We start from the raw sequence: 19,328 nt of genomic DNA, 5'->3' as shown, positions 1-19,328 counted from the left end.
CTAGCACTATTCAATTTGTGTATATGGCTAATTGTAATCTGTAATTCGCCACACATTTTAGAATAGGCTCTAAATCGGGAGGAATGGGGAATAATATGATCTGGAAAGATGAAGGAGAATTATTTGTAAGATATAAGAAGAATCCGATACTTACAGCTGATTATTGGCCTTATAAAGTCAGCTCGGTATTTAACCCTGCAGCGGTTATGGTTGACAATACAACTATACTACTGGTACGGGCTGAAGACCACAGAGGTTTTTCCCATCTTACAGTAGCTAGAAGTAAGAATGGAATTGACGGTTGGGAAATTGACCCCAAACCAACCTTTACCTCGGATCCAACATACTATTCTGAAGAGGTATATGGTATTGAAGACCCACGTATAACTTACATTGATGAGATGGGAAAATGGGCTATAGCTTATACGGCTTTTTCGGATTCTGGTCCATTAACGTCGCTTGCCTATACAGAAAACTTCACTAATTTTGAGAGAGTAGGGCCTATAATGCCGCCTGAAAATAAAGATGCTGCTATTTTTCCTACAAGACTTAATGGCAGATGGGCAATGTTACACAGGCCCGTATCTAACATTGCGGGTGCAAAGGCAAATCTCTGGATATCTTTTTCGCCTGATATGAAATACTGGGGAGAACATAAAGTTCTTCTATACGCTCGAGAAGGAGGATGGTGGGATGCCCGTAAAATTGGACTAGCCCCTCCGCCAATGAAAACATCTGATGGATGGTTAATTCTGTATTATGGGGTACGTCAGACAACATCTAAAAAGAGTTATCGTCTCGGACTTGCTCTTCTTGACCTTGAAGATCCTACAAAAGTACTCCATAGGTCAGAAGGCTGGGTTTTCGGGCCTCGTGAAATGTATGAGCGGACTGGAGATGTTAATGATGTTGTTTTCCCGTGTGGATGGATCCTTGCGGGCGATGAACTCCGTATTTATTATGGAAGCGCAGATATGTCTGTAGCAATGGCCAGTGCAAAAATGAGCGATGTTATGCAGTATATCCATGGATGTCCCGGGATGCAATGCCCTGAATAATACGGCAAATAGTTTGAAAAATATTGTAGATAGTTTGAAAAATATTGAAAGCAGTCTGAAAAAATATTGAAAATTGTTTGAAAAAACAGAATATAGAAACAACTCTATTTTTTTCATTAGCATTGGCTTGCTGCATGTAAAATCCATATATCATTCGGAGATACTGGGTTCAACGCCAAAAATTGCCAGAATAGGTATGGTCCCAAGTTTCCGGGTCAATAATAAATTATAAATTATGTCATATATTTTTATTTTGTCTGCTTCTATGTTATAAATGGGAATTTGATCGGGTTCATGATATAGATTTACAACTGCGAAAAATAACAGGTTCAAAGAAGAGATCTATAGGAAAAATGAGCCTGAATTTTTTGCATTTTATGTTGGGAGAGTACGGATTGGGGGTCTATTTATAGGGGAAAATGTAAAGCTCAAAATCGATGAAATCAAGGATTCGCCTGCGGATGAAGTCCTGAAAAACCTTAATTCAAGTAATAAGGGACTTTCTTCATCGGAAGCTGAAAACCGGATTAAGCAGTATGGTTATAATGAAATTTCCGAAAAGAAAATCAACCCGCTTATAAAATTTTTCAGTTACTTTTGGGGTCCAATTCCCTGGATGATCGAAGCGGCAGCTGCAATTTCAGGTGTCATTCATCGATGGGAAGACTTTGTGATAATCTCCTTGCTCCTCATCTTAAACGCGGTTGTGGGATTCTGGCAAGAACATAAGGCTGACAATGCCATTGAGCTCCTTAAGCAGAAAATGGCCCTTAATGCCAGGGTACTTAGAGAAGGACAATGGGCCCAAATACCTGCAAGGGAATTGGTTCCGGGAGACATTGTACGCATACGTTCAGGGGATGTTGTACCTGCTGACCTTAAGCTCCTTGAAGGGGAATATCTGCAGGTAGACGAATCAGCCCTTACGGGAGAATCCCTGCCTGTAGAGAAAAAATCTGATGGCATTGCCTATTCAGGATCCGTGATCCAGAAAGGTGAAATGAATGCTCTGGTTGTGGCTACGGGCATGAATACCTATTTTGGAGAGACAACAAAACTGGTGGCCGGGATTAAGAGCAGAAGCCACTTTCAAAAAGCTGTCCTCAAAATCGGAAACTACCTGATCATCACTGCAGGCTGCGTTGTTGCGATTGTATTAATTGTAGAAGAGCTTTTCAGGCATACCCCTTTTCTGGAGACTCTCCAGTTTGCGCTTGTGCTGATAGTCGCTGCAATTCCTGCAGCTCTTCCTGCCGTAATGTCCGTTTCAATGGCTGTGGGAGCCACTCAACTGGCAGGTAAAGGAGCTATCGTCAGCAAACTGGTCTCCATAGAAGAAATGGCAGGAATGGACATTCTATGTTCGGATAAAACCGGTACAATTACCCAGAACAAGCTAAAATTATCCGAGTTGGTGCCTTTCGGAGACTTTAAAGAAAACGACCTTCTGATCTATGGATCTCTGGCTTCAAGGGAAGAGGACAATGACCCTATTGACAATGCAATTCTCCAGAAGGCAAAAGACACCGAATCCCTTGAAGACAAAATAAAAACTTATACAGTCAAGAAATTCACGCCATTTGACCCTGTCATAAAGCACACTGAGGCTACGGTAAAAGGGTCAGAAGGAGAGTTTAAAGTTGCCAAAGGCGCACCCCAGGTTATTCTGGGCATGTCAAGCAATAAAGAAGAAATAAGGCAGAAAGTAGAAGAAAAAGTAAATTCTATGGCTTCAAAAGGATATCGTGCCCTGGGGGTGTGTGCAGAAGAGGAAAGAAAATACAGGTTTGTAGGGCTCTTTGGACTTTATGACCCACCGCATGAAGATTCCGCTGAGACAATAAAGACAGCAAACTCCCTTAACGTAGATGTGAAAATGGTAACTGGAGACCACGTTGCCATCGCCAAAGAGATAGCAAGCCAGGTAGGTCTGGGCACGAATATAATTACAGCAGATGATTTTAAAGAAAAATCCGATTCCGAAGCCCAGAAAGTTGTAGAAAAAGCAGATGGGTTTGCCCAGGTTTTTCCTGAACACAAATACAAGATCGTTGAACTCCTTCAGAAAAAAGAACATATTGTTGGCATGACAGGTGATGGAGTTAATGACGTCCCTGCCCTGAAATTGGCTGATGCAGGAATTGCTGTTGCAGGGGCTACGGACGCTGCAAAATCGGCTGCAGACATCGTATTTACAAGTCCAGGTCTTTCGATAATTATTAATGCAATTCAACAAAGCCGCATGATATTTCAGAGGATGAAGAGCTATGCTATCTATCGAATTGCCGAAACTATCCGGGTACTTTTTTTTATTGCCACTTCAATACTTGTGCTAGATTTTTATCCCATAACCGCCATCATGATCGTTTTGCTTGCCATTTTCAACGATGTTCCTATAATGACTATTGCATATGACAAAGTGAAATATTCCCAGAAACCAGAAGAATGGAATATGCGCGAAGTTGTGAAGGTGGCCACATTTCTGGGAGTTATAGGTGTATTTTTTTCGTTCTCTACCATTTATATAGGAATTTATTTTTTTCACCTCACTTTTAATGTACTACAGTCTTTTATTTTCCTGAAACTCGTAGCAGCCGGGAACCTGACCATATTCCTTTCTCGAAATAGGGGACACTTCTGGTCACCTCCTCCAGGAAAACTTCTTTTATGGGCTGTGGTGATTACAAAAGTGATAGCAACCCTCTTTGTAGTATATGGAATTTATATAACTCCCATAGGATGGGGTCTGGCGATTTTTGACTGGGCCTATGCACTTGCAGCTTTTGTTTTTATCGATTTTCTGAAAGTGAAATTCTATGAGAGACTAGAGCGCTAAAGCTGATTTTTCAAAAGGAAAATATGTCGTATTGTGCAGGAATTTACTTGATGAAATGGAAATCTAAAAAGTTTGGTATCTCGAAAGCAGTCTATGTTTGTAATCTTCTTTATAGGGATAAGCGGAGGTTTTACAAATATTTACCAGAAGAGGATTTTACGTCCTCTTCAATAAATTTTACAGCATTTTTAGGAATTAAATCGATTTTAAGCAAAAACAAAATGTATTTATTAAAAGATAACCTCATTAAAGGTTTTTTAAAGCATAAGCCATATTAATCTGCTTTGTAATTTCAAACCATTTTTTAGATCCCTGAAATTTAAGGTTCATTAGTAAGATTTCCCAATATAAATAAAGCCTAGTATTTCTTAGACAATAATAAAATTATGTCATAAACTTTTATTTTGTTCGCTTCTATATTATAATGGGAATTTGATCATCATGTATACTACAGGTATACAATTTCAAAAAATGAACCTGATTTTTGAAACTTGCTCAAAAGTCTGTTCTTAAAACTGAAGTTAATAATAAGATAAGTTTGAAAGAAGAAAGTTATGAGAGAAACAAGCCTGAAGTAATATTCAATAATTTAAGGACTTACTCACCTGGGGTACAAAATTAATTACAATAGGTACAAAATTAATTACAATAAGCACTATAATTTAAATTTGCATTTTAAATATTTATAGGCCTATGCCATTGATTTTCCAATTCAACTGCATAGTTCTAAACAGATGTAATTTGGTGCCTTTCTGATATCACCAATATTTTGGGCAATTTTGATTGGAATAATAAAGGGTTGGGGATATTTATGGCAGAAAATGTAAATCTCAAAATCGATGAAATCAAGGATTCGCCTGCGGGTGAGGTCCTGAAAAACCTTAATTCAAGTAATAAAGGACTTTCTTCATCGGAAGCTGAAAACCGGATTAAGCAGTATGGTTATAATGAAATTTCCGAAAAGAAGGTCAACCCGCTTATAAAATTTTTAAGTTATTTTTGGGGTCCAATTCCCTGGATGATTGAAGTGGCAGCTGCAATTTCAGGTGTCATCCAGCGATGGGAAGACTTTATAATAATCTCCTTGCTCCTTATCTTAAATGGTGTCGTGGGGTTCTGGCAGGAACATAAGGCTGACAATGCCATTGAACTCCTTAAGCAGAAAATGGCCCTTAATGCCAGGGTACTTAGAGAAGGACAATGGGCCCAAATACCTGCACGGGAATTGGTTCCGGGAGACATTGTACGCATACGTTCAGGGGATGTTGTGCCTGCTGACCTTAAGCTCCTTGAAGGTGAATATCTGCAGGTAGACGAATCAGCCCTTACGGGAGAATCTCTGCCTGTAGAGAAAAAATCTGATGGCATTGCCTATTCAGGATCTGTGATCCAGAAAGGTGAAATGAATGCTCTGGTTGTGGCTACGGGCATGAATACCTATTTTGGAGCAACAACAAAACTGGTGGCCGAGATTCGGACCAGGAGCCACTTTCAAAAAGCTGTTCTCAATATCGGAAACTACCTGATTGTCCTTGCGGGCTGTATTGTTGCAATTGTTTTAGTTGTAGAAGAGCTTTTCAGGCACACTCCTTTTCTGGAAACCCTCCAGTTTGCGCTTGTGCTAATAGTCGCTGCAATTCCTGCAGCTCTTCCAGCAGTAATGTCCGTTTCAATGGCTGTAGGAGCTACTGAACTTGCAAAAAAAGGAGCTATCGTCAGCAAACTGGTCTCCATAGAAGAAATGGCAGGAATGGACATTCTATGTTCGGATAAAACCGGTACAATTACCCAGAACAAGCTAAAATTATCCGAGTTGGTGCCTTTCGGAGACTTTAAAGAAAACGACCTTCTGATCTATGGATCTCTGGCTTCAAGGGAAGAGGACAATGACCCTATTGACAATGCAATTCTCCAGAAGGCAAAAGACACCGAATCCCTTGAAGACAAAATAAAAACTTATGAAATCGAGAAATTCACGCCATTTGACCCTGTCATAAAGCACACCGAGGCTGCGGTTAAAGGGCCAGAAGGAGAGTTTAAAGTTGCCAAAGGCGCACCCCAGGTTATTCTGGGCATGTCAAGCAATAAAGAAGAAATAAGGCAGAAAGTAGAAGAAAAAGTAAATTCTATGGCTTCAAAGGGGTACCGTGCCCTGGGAGTTTGTGTAGAAGAGGAAGGAAAATACAGGTTTACAGGTCTCTTTGGACTTTATGACCCACCGCATGAAGATTCCGCTGAGACGATAAAGACAGCAAACTCCCTTAACGTAAATGTGAAAATGGTAACAGGAGACCACCTTGCCATTGCTAAGGAAATAGCAAGCCAGGTAGGTCTGGGCACGAATATAGTTACAGCTGATGATTTTGTAGAAAAACCAGATTCTGAAGCCCAGGAAGTTGTAGAGAAAGCAGACGGTTTTTCCCAGGTTTTTCCCGAACACAAATACAAGATCGTTGAACTCCTTCAGAAAAAAGAACATATTGTTGGCATGACAGGTGATGGAGTCAACGATGTCCCTGCCCTTAAAATGGCTGATGCTGGAATTGCTGTTGCAGGGGCTACAGATGCTGCAAAATCCGCTGCAGACATAGTGTTTACAATCTCAGGGCTCTCGACCATTATTAATGCAATTCAACAAAGCCGCATGATATTCCAGAGGATGAAGAGCTACGCCATCTATAGAATAGCTGAGACTGTAAGGGTGCTATTTTTTATTGCTACTGCAATAATTGTGTTTAACTTTTATCCTGTAACCGCTATAATGATTGTTTTGCTCGCTATTCTCAATGATGCCCCTATAATGGCTATCGCCTATGATAATGTGAGATATTCCCTAATCCCAGAAAAATGGAACATGCGCGAAGTCCTGAGAATGTCCACCTTTCTGGGAATCATAGGTGTGTTTTTTTCTTTTGTAATATATTATATAGGAGCCAGGATTCTTTACCTCGGTCCAGGTGTACTACAATCTTTTATTTTCCTGAAGCTTGCAATCGCCGGGCACCTGACCATCTTCGTTGCCCGCAACAGGGGGCACTTCTGGTCACCTCCTCCGGGAAAGGTACTTTTTTGGGCTGCAGTGATTACAAAAATACTGGCAACATTAGTTGCAGTGTATGGATTTTATATATCTCCAATTGGATGGAAACTGGCGGGTTTTATCTGGATCTATGCACTGGCGGCTTTTGTCATAACTGATTTTATGAAAGTGAAGTTTTATGAAATAATGGACCGTAAAGGGTGATTTTTAAAAGACAAAGTGAAATAAGTGAAATAAGTGAAATAAGTGTGTCTTCGGCTAAGAGCCTATCCGAAAAGTCAGTAATGCATGTTGAAAAATCACAATAAAGATCTAATATCCAAGTATTCGTTCCGGTTTTACATATTGCCTATTGTTAAAGTTACAGCAGGTACCCATTTTGGATAAACTCTTAGTCCAAAGCTAACATTGACCGAATCAAGCATCAAGGAGTCTTGGCTACCGCAGCCATATTTTATATATAAAAGACATTATATATTTATCTGCATGAGGGTTATCAGGAGACTGAATATTTTTATTTTGCTCATTTTGATCCTTTTTATCGCATATATCCGATACCTGACTAACTTCTACATCTTCGAGGATCGATCTCTCCTAGATGCCCTTCTGATCTCTTTACTTGTGATTTTTCTGGCCTATATAATAAATTTCATTACCGGAAATCTTATTCTTAGAAAAGTATCGACTGCCAAAGATAGATATACTCTGAGAAAAACTGCATCTATCCTTATCACAGTACTTGCTTTTGCCGCACTTTTTGCGATCTGGTTCAAGAGAACCAGCACCCTGCTTATTGCCTATGGGATTCTCAGTGCAGGAGTCGCAATTGCACTTCAAGACCTTTTGCGCAACATAGTCGGAGGTGTTCTCCTAATTTTATACCACCCTTTTAAAGCAGGAGATCGGATTCAAGTTGAAGACAACGTAGGTGATGTGCTTGACATAGGGAGCATAAGTACCACAATAATGGAAATCAGGGAATGGGTGGATGCAGATCAGTATACTGGCAGGATTCTCCATATCCCTAACAGCTTTGCCCTCAATAAAACGATAAAAAACTACACTAGGGATTATTCCTTTATCTGGGACGAAGTTCGTTTTCTACTTATTTACGGGAGCAACTGGAAAAAAGCTGAGGGAATTACACTCAGTGTTGCAGGTTCAATATTAGGAGAGTTCGAAAACCTGGCACAGAAAGAACTCCGGCGAATGGGGCAAAAATATTTTATTACTACCTATGATGTACAGACAAAGCTCTATATGAAAATGGAGGAAAATTGGATAGAAATGCAGTTAAGATATGTAGTCGAGCCCAGGAAAAGGAGAGAAATTAGCCACCTTTTGGTCTCAAATATTCTTGAAGCCCTTGAAAAAGAAAAAGATATAATGGTTGGAACTGCTACAAGTATCGACCTTATGGGTAGATAATTCTCTGGATGTAGTAGTTTATCTGGATGTAGTAGTTTATCTGGATGTAGTAGTTTATCTGGATGTAGTAATTTATCTGGATGCAGTGATTCAGCCTGAACAAAACAAAAGCATTAGCCATCGTCATTAAAACTCAAAGAAATAATTTTTGTAAATTTAATCTCTTTTATTTGGAATCTTTAAGACCTCTTACATTTGCCCCCAGATTTCTCCGAGTTGTAGCGTCTGATTCATACTTTTCTTCTATTGAAGGAATATTCAAGATATGGAGCTGGGGAGCCATGATCCCCTTCTTCTGGAATTCTACCCAGGCCCTTGTGTGAACATCTGATTCAAACTTGAACTGGTCTCTAAGGTCATTGACATAAGCTTTGGCCCTTAACCTCGTGTAGAATGGAAGGGCTTTATGCAGCAGAATAACAGGCTTTTCTTTGGAGATATAAACATATTTAGAGCTCACAACTGCTTCCCATAAAATCCTCATTGCAGTTTCTACATGTGACTCTCCTGCAATATACAGGTCTATTACAACCATCATTTCCGAGACCCCATAATTTGCACTGGCAACGGTTTCTTTGAAAATCAGGCTATTTGGGGCCGTAACGACATTGGCATCAGGTGTGAACAGTTTCGTTGCCCTTAGACCTATATCAGTGACTTCGCCAAAATAGTTCCCAATTGAAATTTTATCCCCTATCTGGTAAGGTTTTTCAAATGTAATTACCAGCCCTCCGACGATATCTGAAAAAAGGTCTTTAAGCCCAAATCCAATGGCTGCACCTAGAAGTCCAGCAAGGAGAAAGATTTCCGGTCCGAAAATTTTGAATATTTCTCTAAAGATGAAATAAAAAGCTATGAGGTAGATTACAAATTTTATGATCGGGATAACTAGTTCTACTTTTATTCTACCAGTATGGCTCAATTTTTCTGAAAGTTTTAATAAGAGAATGGTAATGACCCTGCCAAGAACATATGCAATTAATACAATAAGAGCCATAGTTATGAGGGTTTGCGTATCAACCGACCTGAGAGTTTCTAAAAGTTGCTCCCTGCTTGTGTTTCCGTCCACCATTTACCACACCAACCTCAGTTTTTCCATGTATGTAATAACACTGCTCAGGGCTTCAGGCCTGACACGATAAGAATCATTTTTATTTTTCAAAATAAGTTCCTGGCTTAAAAGCTGGTAGAGAATTTTGTCCACACTCACCATAGAGCCTATTATTTCGGCGATTTCAGATTTTTTAAGGCCCTGGTAAGAAAGAATAAGGTTCAAAGTAAAAGCTTCTTCATATTCAAGGTCTACTTCATACGAAAATATGCCTATATTTTTAGGCTTTATCCGGGGGTAGTCAAGCCCAAGCTCCCAGATTCTCAAAGCAATTCCGGGATTACCATTTGATTCCAGGTAAAGCTTTTCAAATACCTGGTCCTCAGCAGCTTCGATTTTTTGTTTTTTCAGAAGGCGATTCCTGAGATAGGAGACATTTATTTTAGGGACTGGAATAAAAATTTTTTTGCCTAGTGAAGCTAGCTCTACAGGATATTTTATTATATAGAAAAAGGGTTTTTCTTCGGATTCTTCATCTTTAGCAAATTTTATCTCATTTTTTTCATATCTTTTGAGAATAAAAAGTCTGATATTTTCTTTTTCAAAAGCAGGAATGAAGATCTGTACCGGAAAATATTTCCCAAGCCCGAAAGCTTCATTTAAGTATTTCCAGGAATAAATGTTCCAGGTAGTGACAAATATCCTGTTCTGAGAGCTAATCATATCCAAAAATTCATAAAAGATGTCAAAACCACCTGGTTTTCTCATATACAGAAAATGACAGTTATCAAAGACTACTACTTTTTTTGTGTCATTCGGGAGGGAAATTTCGTTTTTATTCTGGACAATTTTAGAAAAAGTGATTTTTGTTGCCCTGTTTAAATTTATTCTCTCAATTTCACTGCTCAGGGTAGTTTTTCCTCTAAGAGGTTCGGCTATAATGGCTATATTCAGCTTTTTTCCCGTCTCAAAATCAGCAATTGTTGACTGGATTTTCGCGATCTCCTCCCTTAATCCAAGAACTTCTACAAAGTCCTTTTCCCCGGAACTGCTATGTTGAATACCCACCATATTCCCCATATTATATTTCGGTTATTGCACTTAATGGTGTGTCTCGTCACTGTTTCATATTAGTCGAAAATAATTATATCTTTAGTTCCGCGTTTTTGGGTACATAGCCTTCTATTGACATCGAATTATGTGCTTAAGTTTAAGCTCACGAATCCATATTTCTAATTTCGAAACCGTGATCTTCCGACATAACAGATTTGGAATTTTATGCTCTTAAGCACAAGCAACAGATTAGTTACGAGTTTTCTGTGTTTTTGCCATATTCTGCATTTTTCATGTTCTGCATTTTTTCATGTTCTGCATTTCTGTCATATTTTTCATATGCACGGTTATGTTTCCGGTTATGGTTCCAGTCATCGGCATATTCCCCATATTTCCGGTCATATTCTGCATTGTGGTTACATGCCCCCGGTTATGTTTCCGGTTATGGTTCCAATCATTGGCATATTCCTCATATTTCCGGTCATATTTTGCATTCTAGTCATTCCAGTCATGTTGCAAATCATGGTTCCATTTATGTTTCCGGTTACGTTACCCATATTATTGATCATTATATTCTCAGTAATATTTCCGGTCATACTTCCAGTCATATCAGTCTGTGCTTGCACTAATCCAGGAGAAAAAGCTAAGCATAGGATTAGCAGAGGAATTATCAATTTCACCTTCATCCTTTACCCCCATAAACAAATCAGATCAGTTGAACCTGTGAATAAACTTGGTCAACTTAAATAAAAAAATAATTATATAATAATAATTAAATAACGACCGGCTGTTTATAAATAATTAATCTCTATCAATTACAGAAACTAGTGATGTGTCAACAATAAAATATCGTATAAAAATCACAATGAATTGGAAACGTTGAAGAGATAAAATGATATTCAATTTCAAAGTAATACTTTTGGTAAGTAATTATATTTCTTTTTAAAATATTGGTTTTACTATGTGAACTGTCCATCACTTTCTAAAATATTAGTTTTTTTGAAAGTAAATGTTTTTCGCTAGTGTTTTTAAAACATTCTCAAATCATATAGGGTCAAAGTAGGTGCTAATTTCCCTAAATCGAGTAATATTAATATTTATTTGAATAACATTAAATCTTGTGAAAAAATAAAAAAATTCTAGCGCTTATGTTTCAATAAATCATACCCTTTAATATCAGGTTTTTACAAAGCCAAAAATTGTGCAGTAAACTATTAAAAATTTCAAACCAAAGTTGGCTTTCAACTCTGGTCAACGAGGCTAAAGGGCTATTTTGCCAGATTTTGTCAATGATCTCTTAACCCTTTAGCCTCGATTTTTTATTGTTTTTCAAGTTAAGGATTTATTTGCTTTCAGAATATATTCCAGGTCTTGTATTTGTTGTCACTTTTATATAACTTTTATATATTGTGTTTTTGTTACCGTGTTCTTGCCTTTAGCATTCTTTACTGTCAAGTTAACAGTATATGTTCCTGCCTTAGAATACTTGTGAACTGGATTCTGATGGAATGACTTTGCTCCGTCTCCAAAGTCCCATCTCCATTTAGCAGGTATTCCTGTGCTTGTGTCGGTAAATTTAACCTTTAATGGCGTTTTTCCTGATGTAACGCTGCTGGTGAAGTTTGCAACCGGTTTTGTAATCACTTTTATATATTCTGTTTTTGTTACCGTGTTCTTGCCTTTAGCATTCTTTACTGTCAAGTTAACAGTATATGTTCCTGCCTTAGAATACTTGTGAACCGGATTCTGAAGGAATGACTTTGATCCATCTCCAAAGTCCCATCTCCATTTAGCAGGTATTCCTGTGCTTGTGTCAGTAAATTTAACCTTTAATGGTGTTTTTCCTGATGTAACACTGCTGTTGAAGTTTGCAGCTGGCTTTGTAATCACTTTTATATATTGTGTTTTTGTTACCGTGTTCTTGCCTTTAGCATTCTTTACTGTCAAGTTAACAGTATATGTTCCTGCCTTTGAATACTTGTGAACAGGATTCTGGTGGAATGATTTTGATCCATCTCCAAATTTCCAGAACCAGAAAGTTGGAGAACCAGTGCTTGTATCAGTAAATTTAACCTTTAATGGTGTTTTTCCTGAAGTAGGCGACGCAGAAAATTCAGCTACTGGCTTTGATGAAGATTGACTGGAGACCTTAATGTACCCGGTTTTTACCTCCGAATCGTTACCGTTAGCATTTGCAACCGTAAGGTTGACAGTATAGGTGCCGGCTGAAGCGTAGGTATACAAAGGACTCTGTTCGTTACTGTCTATAGTTCCATCATTATCAAAGTCCCATGCATAGGATGAGATATTACCAGTTGAAGCGTCTGTAAACTGAACGTCAAGTGGAGCCTTTCCACTGGTCTTATTGGCTGTAAAGTTTGCAACCGGAGCGCCAGGAAGTAGTTCACTTACGATAATGTACTCAGTTTTTACTTCAGAATCATTGCCGTCAGCATTTGCAACCGTAAGATTGACAGTATAGTTACCGGCTGATATGTACGTGTGGATCGGATTCTGCTCGGTAGCATTTGTACCGTCCCCGAAGTCCCAGAACCAGGACGTCGGTGATCCAGTTGACTGATCCGTAAAGTTAACCGTTAGAGGTGCATTACCGCTTGTTACGTCCGCTTTGAAATCTGCAGTGAGTAATTCAGGTGAAGCTGACGTATACTTGACACTCATAAGGGCAAGTGGAATCTTATAGTAGCTGCTGTCCTGCTTGTTGTAAGTAAGTGCACTGTCCTGTCCAGCACCAAGAAGGCTGCTTATATCCCAGGTATTAGCTCCATAATAAGACCCTGATGCCACACCAGAATCCAGTGTTGTTCCATTGAAAGTGTAGCCCCCATCTTTGCTGGCAAGATAGATCGCAGTCAGATTTGCTGAACTCCAACCGCTTGCAAGTGAGGAGGTACCAAATGAGGTCGAACCCGTATATGTTTCATCCAGCGGATTAACTGTATCATGGCCCTGGTTGACCCAGTAATAAACCTGGTCAGAATCGCCATCGTCATATGCAACAACCAGCATCATAGCTTTGACACGACCGTCAAATGACGAATCAATTTTTGTGGTTGTGGCTTGAACATTAACCTGCTGACCTGTAATCACATCGGTAAGGTCGTACCACATAAGGTAGTCGCTTGTTACACGGTTCATGTGGTCACTTAACCAGACAGGACCGATTCCGCCTTCGCCTGGGAACGAATAAGTTGTGTCGAAAGTCTCATTCTTCTGTATCTCGTATTTGCTGTCTCCGTTTGCATCTATGTCGATATTCACATTGCCACGGTAATTATTTTCCATATGTCCGTCGTAGACATCGACGTAGAGCCTGGCCCATTTAACCTTAGTGTAATCAGGCAAAGTAAATGTTTTTTGAGCAGATGTTGAAAATCCGGGATACGAATCATACCATAACCCGCCTGAAACAGTTCCGTTCTGAGCGGTAGTCAGTGGAATCCCTCCGTTGTAACTTGGTGAGGTAAGCGGGGTACTGACAATAATAGGCTTGGCAGAAGTTGCTGTGTTACTTCCTCCAGGACCAGTGGCAGTGAGAGTGACATTGTAACTTCCTTCTGTCACGTAAGTGTGGGTGGGATTCTGTTTTATGGAAGTGCTGCCGTCACCAAAGTCCCAATTCCAGCTGCTTACTTTACCTGTGGAGGTGTCTGTGAACTTGACTGTAAAAGGCACCTGGCCTGAATTTGAATCGGTAGTAAAACTCGCAACCGGTGCTGAAGTATCAGAAGTTACAGTTATGTAGTCGGTTTTTGTTGTGGTGTTGCTCCCGCCATAGTTCATGGCAGTCAGATTTACGGTGTATGTGCCCACGGTTTCATAAGTATGAGATGGATTCTGTTCGATAGAGGTTTTGCCGTCTCCGAAGTCCCATTCCCACAAAGTTGGAGTGTTTGTAGATTTGTCCTTGAACTGAACAGTGAGAGGCGCATTACCACTTGTTTGATCTGCACTGAAATTGGCTTCAGGAGCAAGGACTACAGAACCAACGGTTATGTACCCGTTTTTCTCCTCTGAATCGCTTCCAAGGGAATTTGATACCGTGAGTTTTACGGTATAATTTCCTTCTGACTTGTAAATGTGAGTCGGGTTTTGCTCGGTTGATGTTTTGCCGTCTCCGAAGTCCCAGGTCCAGTTGGTTGGGGTACCTGTAGAGGTGTCGGTGAATTTCACGTTTAGTGGAGCGTTTCCATTCGTAGTGTTTGCTGTGAAATTTGCTTCAGAGGCGGTTACTTTGGTGACTTCGAGGATAGCATTGGCAAGATTAAAGTAGCTATTACCAGCGACTCCCAGTTCGTTCTCTCCATCCCGAAGGGCATCGGATACATTAAAATACCTGAGAAGTGGATCTGCTCCGCCGCTTCCAGTGTTAGAAAGGGATCTATCATTAAAGGTGATACTGCTACCATCCGTACCATCACCTGATTCCAGGACTGTGGTGATTTTAGCGGAGAAAAGACCGTCAGTAGTCACATTTTCGAACATGGTATAGCCGGTACCCATGCTGTAGAGCAGGCAATCGCTGCCTTCATTAACCCAGATCTGCCTGTAGGGTTCACTGGGAGCCTCGTAAACCACAACAAGCAATGTGCCGTAGTAGGCAAAATCAACTTGGGAAGTAGTTGTTGAGGCTATAACTGCGGTGTTGTTGCCTGTTGCATTGAAATAAGGAGTCACATCAAAGACAGCCTGACCATTAATGGAATCAATATATTTGACATCAGGTTTCTGGCTCTCACGGCCGTTGAACTGCATGTTGAATCCGGGATCGCCGTACCAGGTCCAGCCTTGATAGATTCTGGCTGATTTAATGGTTGCCCCTGCTGGGATTTTCATGTCCTCAGCACTAAAAGTCCTAGTAAAAGTAATACCTGTCGCGCTGGAACTTGAAGTATAGGCACCAGACAGTGCAATTGCCACTCCGCTATTTCCTTCCTCGTAAACAGCATTATTTACTAGGTCGTGGCCCACAGAGAACCGGCCACCCTGCCAGAGATCACCACTTGCAGTTATGGTCGCATTTGTTGTGTACAAATTATTGGTCTCATTTGCTTCGGCAACAGAGTTTTCAGGGTCGACCATGACCATGATAGGGATGGAATCTCCAGATTTCCGTCTTACCATGTCAGTGATGCTAATAGTAGTTGTATTTCCCACATCGAGTCCAGGAATTTCAATACTCGTGGTGTTGCCGTCCACTGTGAAATTGGTTTTGAATGCACCTGCATCCTCGGTTCCCTCATTCCTGATAGTTGCAGTGATTTTATTGTAAGAAATTGGATATGTAGTGGAGGTGACGGAAGATATGTTAAGGTCTGGAGATGGCCCTATGACTGTTACCTGTGCGAATGCGCTGACATTCCCGGATGAAGCGGTGACATTTGTCGTGCCTGGGGCAAGAGATGTTAATAGCCCTGAGGTATTGATAGTACCAACGCTTTCGTTACTGCTCAACCAGGTGAAGGAAACGTCAGACATGTTTTTCCCAAACTGATCGATAGCAGTTGCAGAGAACTGCTGGGTCTTGTTCAGATAGAGTTGAGCAGAAACAGGAGAAACCGTGATCGATGTGGCGACTAAAGTTTCGAATCTTTCAGTTTTAGTCTCAGCGTCGCTGCCGTAATCATTAGCTGCAGTGAGAGTGACAGTGTAGTTCCCAGCTTTTGCATAGGTATGTACCGGGTTCTGCTCAGTGGAGGTCTCGTTGTCTCCAAAGTCCCATGCCCAAGAAGTCGGGTTATAGCTGGAAGTGTCATTAAACTGAATTGTTAGCGGGGCACCGGGAACATAGGTGGCGGTGAAATTGGCAACAGGACCAACATCTTTGAAAGCATATAATTTACCGTCGTAGCTTCCAATGTAAAGAGTTCCGTCTGCTGAAATAACTGGCGAACCGTATATTGTGCCTCCGGTGGTATAGCTCCATTTTAGGGTTCCATCAGGATTTATTGCATAGACTTTCTTGTCACTGCTTCCTATGTATATGGTTCCGTCTGCTCCAAGAGCCATTGAACCAAAAATAGCTCCTGCGTTGTACGTCCATTTCAGTGTTCCGTCAGGATTCAAGGCATAGATTTGGCTACGACTGTAGCTTCCTATATATATAGTTCCATCAGTTGCAATTGCGGGTGTGCCTCCATATATATCCCCTGTGGAATATCTCCATTTTAGTGTTCCATCGGGATTTAATGCGTATAAGTTACTGCTTCCAGAGCTTCCTGTATATATAGTTCCATCTGTTCCAATTGATGGGGATCCATGGTAGAATTGCCATGTTTTATATTTCCATTTAAGTGTGCCATTGGGATTTAGTGCGTGTAGATATTTGTCATAGCTTCCTATGTATATAGTTCCATCTTTTCCAATCGCCAATGAACCGGAAATCGTTTTTCCTGTAGTGTATGTCCATTTTAGGGTTCCGTCGGGATTTATAGCATAGACTTTATCGTCACTGCTTCCTATGTATATGGTTCCGTCTGATCCAATCACCGCTGAACCTGAGATTGAGCCTCCTGTGTTGTATGCCCATTTTAGGGTTCCATCAGGGTTTATTGCATAAATATTTTTGTCGTAGCTTCCAATGTAAATTGTTCCATCTGTCCCGATAGCCGCTGAACCTGAGATTTTGCCTCCTGTGTTGTATGTCCATTTTAGGGTTCCATCAGGGTTTATTGCATATAATTTACTGTTTCCGTAACTCCCGATATAGATGGTTCCATCTGATCCAATAACAGGAGATGCGTAATTGATGGACCCAGTGGTGTAGTTCCATATGGTAGTGTTAGTCTGCGGCCCGTTATATGGTGATTGCCCGGTGTTGTTGAGATCTCTGTGGAATTTGGGCCATGCTGTGTCTGCAAGTCCACCAGTTCCTGTTCCTTCTACAGTTACATAATTCGTTTTCACTTTGGAGTCACTACCAGTGGCGTTCGTGATAGTGAGGTTGACGGTGTATTTGCCAGCTGAGGTGTAGGTATACGAGGGGTTCTGCTCAGTGCTGTCCACAGTTCCATCATTATCAAAGTCCCATGAATAGGAAGAAACCGTACCATTTGAAGCATCAGTGAAGTTAACAGTAAGTGGTGCATCTCCAGAAGTAGGTGTTGCTGCAAAATCTGCAACCGGAGCTCCAGAAAGTGATTCACTCACAATAATGTACTCGATTTTTACTTCAGAATCGTTACCGTCGGCGTTGGAAACCGTAAGGTTGACGGTATAGTTACCTGCTTTTGAATACGTGTAGATTTGATTCTGCTTAGTACTGTCAATTATCCCATCATCGTTGAAATCCCATTGCCAGCTCGTCGGTGAGCCAGTAGAGATATCTATGAATTCGACGGTCAGTGGTGATGTACCGGTTGTCACATTTGCAGTAAAGTTTGCAACCAGTGACTTCGGAAGCGATTCATTTACGACAATGTAATCGGTCTTTACTTCAGAATCACTCTTCTCACCTGCATTGGCAACCGTGAGGTTGACGGTATAGTTATCAGCTGCGGTGTAAGTGTAAACCGGGTTCTGCTCAGTGCTGTCTACAGTTCCATCGTTATTAAAGTCCCACGCCCAGCTGGTTGCGTTGGTGGATATGTCAGTGAACTGTACAGTTAGGGGGGCAGTGCCGCTGGTGGGATTAGCAGTGAAGTTTGCGACAGGAGCATCTGTCACAACTGCTGCGGACACTAATCCAGTCATGCACATCAGTGCAACGATACAGAGAATCAGAAATATTTTTTTCATCTTTTTATTCACCTACTTTGAGATTCTCCCTGAAACCTACTATTGCGGCCCGCTTTGGAAAGGCCTGAGAGGTCTGTTCGGGTTGAATCGTAATGATTTTGTATCTGTTCAAATTTGGAGGAAAAACTCCTATAAACAAAAAAATTGAAACCTTTTTGCCGTGAATTTGAAAATTTAAATCTGTACTCGCGAATGGTTTTCAGATCAGATTCAACTTCCTAAAATCCGACTACTCTGTAAAATTTGTAGTTATTTTTGAGACCAAAAACAAAATTTTTAAAAGCTGTATGGACAAATTTCTCAAAATTACAACTTTTATTTTTATTGTCAGTTTGTAAAGGGCCAGACGTTTAATCCTGCTTTGAAGATAGTGTCTCCTTTTTCAGAGAAACTCAAAAAAGAATGAATAGTAAGAAGTATTTAAGTTGTTTGAAAAAAATAAGAACATATTAATTTATATTCATCATAATTAACACAAATATATATATTAGTAACATAATATCCATGATTTATATCTTTTTATGTTATTATTTACCCATAATAGGATATTTATCGAGCCTATCCTGAAACTCAAAATTTGATTTGTGAACCTTGTATTTAGAACAGTCAATTGAATACCTAATAACTAAAATGATCCTGAAAACTCAGGATGATTTAGAATTAAATAGGTTTTGGGATAGACTCATCATTAGGATGAAGGAATCTAAATGCGCATAATATTTTTCGAATAACAGGAACAAATAAATCCATAATAGGATATTTATCATTAGGATAAAGGAATCTAAATGCGCATAATATTTTTCGAACAACATGAACAAATAAATGAAAGTACTCTACCCTGCTTTTTTTGGTTATTAAGCCCTCACCACTTGCAGTAAATTGTCGGCATTTTGATTTTTCAAAGTTGTACCTAAACTAACCAAAAAATTGTCATCGAAGTTTAAATGTGATTATGAGCAGAAAAGGAAGAATACACATGAGGAACCAGTTTTATTCCACACTTTCATGCTAACCTGAGATTAGGTAATGGTGTCAGTTATTAAAAATTTCAAACCAAAGTTGGTTTTCAACTCTGTTCAACGAGGCTAAAGGGCTATTTTGCCA

The 19,328-nt window shown here is 40.0% G+C and carries 9 protein-coding genes; 5 read left to right on the top strand and 4 right to left on the bottom strand.

The window, feature by feature from the left end; all coding sequences use genetic code 11:
* The first annotated feature begins 95 nt into the window (after positions 1-95).
* The 5 genes from MSBRW_RS10385 to MSBRW_RS22970 all read left to right on the top strand — a co-directional run bounded on the left by MSBRW_RS10385 (position 96) and on the right by MSBRW_RS22970 (position 8,492).
* Positions 96-1,058: a glycoside hydrolase family 130 protein gene (locus tag MSBRW_RS10385; RefSeq protein WP_011307718.1), complete on the top strand. Its 963-nt coding sequence runs from the start codon at positions 96-98 to the stop codon at positions 1,056-1,058.
* A gap of 340 nt (positions 1,059-1,398) precedes the next feature.
* On the top strand, positions 1,399-3,894 hold the full coding sequence (locus MSBRW_RS10380) for a plasma-membrane proton-efflux P-type ATPase (protein ID WP_329957361.1): 2,496 nt from the start codon (positions 1,399-1,401) through the stop codon (positions 3,892-3,894).
* A gap of 811 nt (positions 3,895-4,705) precedes the next feature.
* Entirely contained in the window at positions 4,706-7,138 is a 2,433-nt protein-coding gene (locus MSBRW_RS10370) for a plasma-membrane proton-efflux P-type ATPase (RefSeq protein ID WP_011307720.1), read from the top strand.
* A 315-nt stretch (positions 7,139-7,453) separates the two neighbouring features.
* On the top strand, positions 7,454-8,362 hold the full coding sequence (locus MSBRW_RS10365; protein WP_230669682.1) for a mechanosensitive ion channel family protein: 909 nt from the start codon (positions 7,454-7,456) through the stop codon (positions 8,360-8,362).
* The gene (locus MSBRW_RS22970) at positions 8,325-8,492 is read left to right on the top strand and encodes a hypothetical protein (RefSeq protein ID WP_196297990.1); all 168 of its coding nucleotides are present in this window, start codon (positions 8,325-8,327) and stop codon (positions 8,490-8,492) included. Before MSBRW_RS10365 ends, MSBRW_RS22970 begins: the two co-directional genes overlap by 38 nt.
* 36 nt (positions 8,493-8,528) lie before the next feature.
* On the opposite strand, the gene MSBRW_RS10360 is transcribed toward MSBRW_RS22970, so the two are convergent.
* From MSBRW_RS10360 to MSBRW_RS23460, 4 genes are all read right to left on the bottom strand, one after another.
* Positions 8,529-9,434, bottom strand: coding sequence for a mechanosensitive ion channel family protein (locus tag MSBRW_RS10360; protein ID WP_011307722.1), 906 nt, complete (start codon positions 9,432-9,434; stop codon positions 8,529-8,531).
* The gene (locus MSBRW_RS10355) at positions 9,435-10,493 is read right to left on the bottom strand and encodes a hypothetical protein (protein WP_230669680.1); all 1,059 of its coding nucleotides are present in this window, start codon (positions 10,491-10,493) and stop codon (positions 9,435-9,437) included.
* Positions 10,494-10,882: 389 nt separating this feature from the next.
* Complete coding sequence (locus MSBRW_RS10350) at positions 10,883-11,152, bottom strand: hypothetical protein (RefSeq protein WP_048102922.1); 270 nt, start codon at positions 11,150-11,152, stop codon at positions 10,883-10,885.
* Between the two features lie 703 nt (positions 11,153-11,855).
* Entirely contained in the window at positions 11,856-18,224 is a 6,369-nt protein-coding gene (locus MSBRW_RS23460) for a PKD domain-containing protein (protein WP_011307724.1), read from the bottom strand.
* Positions 18,225-19,328: the final 1,104 nt, after the last annotated feature.

The organism is Methanosarcina barkeri str. Wiesmoor, assembly GCF_000969985.1.
GTDB lineage: Archaea > Halobacteriota > Methanosarcinia > Methanosarcinales > Methanosarcinaceae > Methanosarcina > Methanosarcina barkeri_B.
This window is presented reverse-complemented; position numbering and strand designations above follow the sequence as displayed.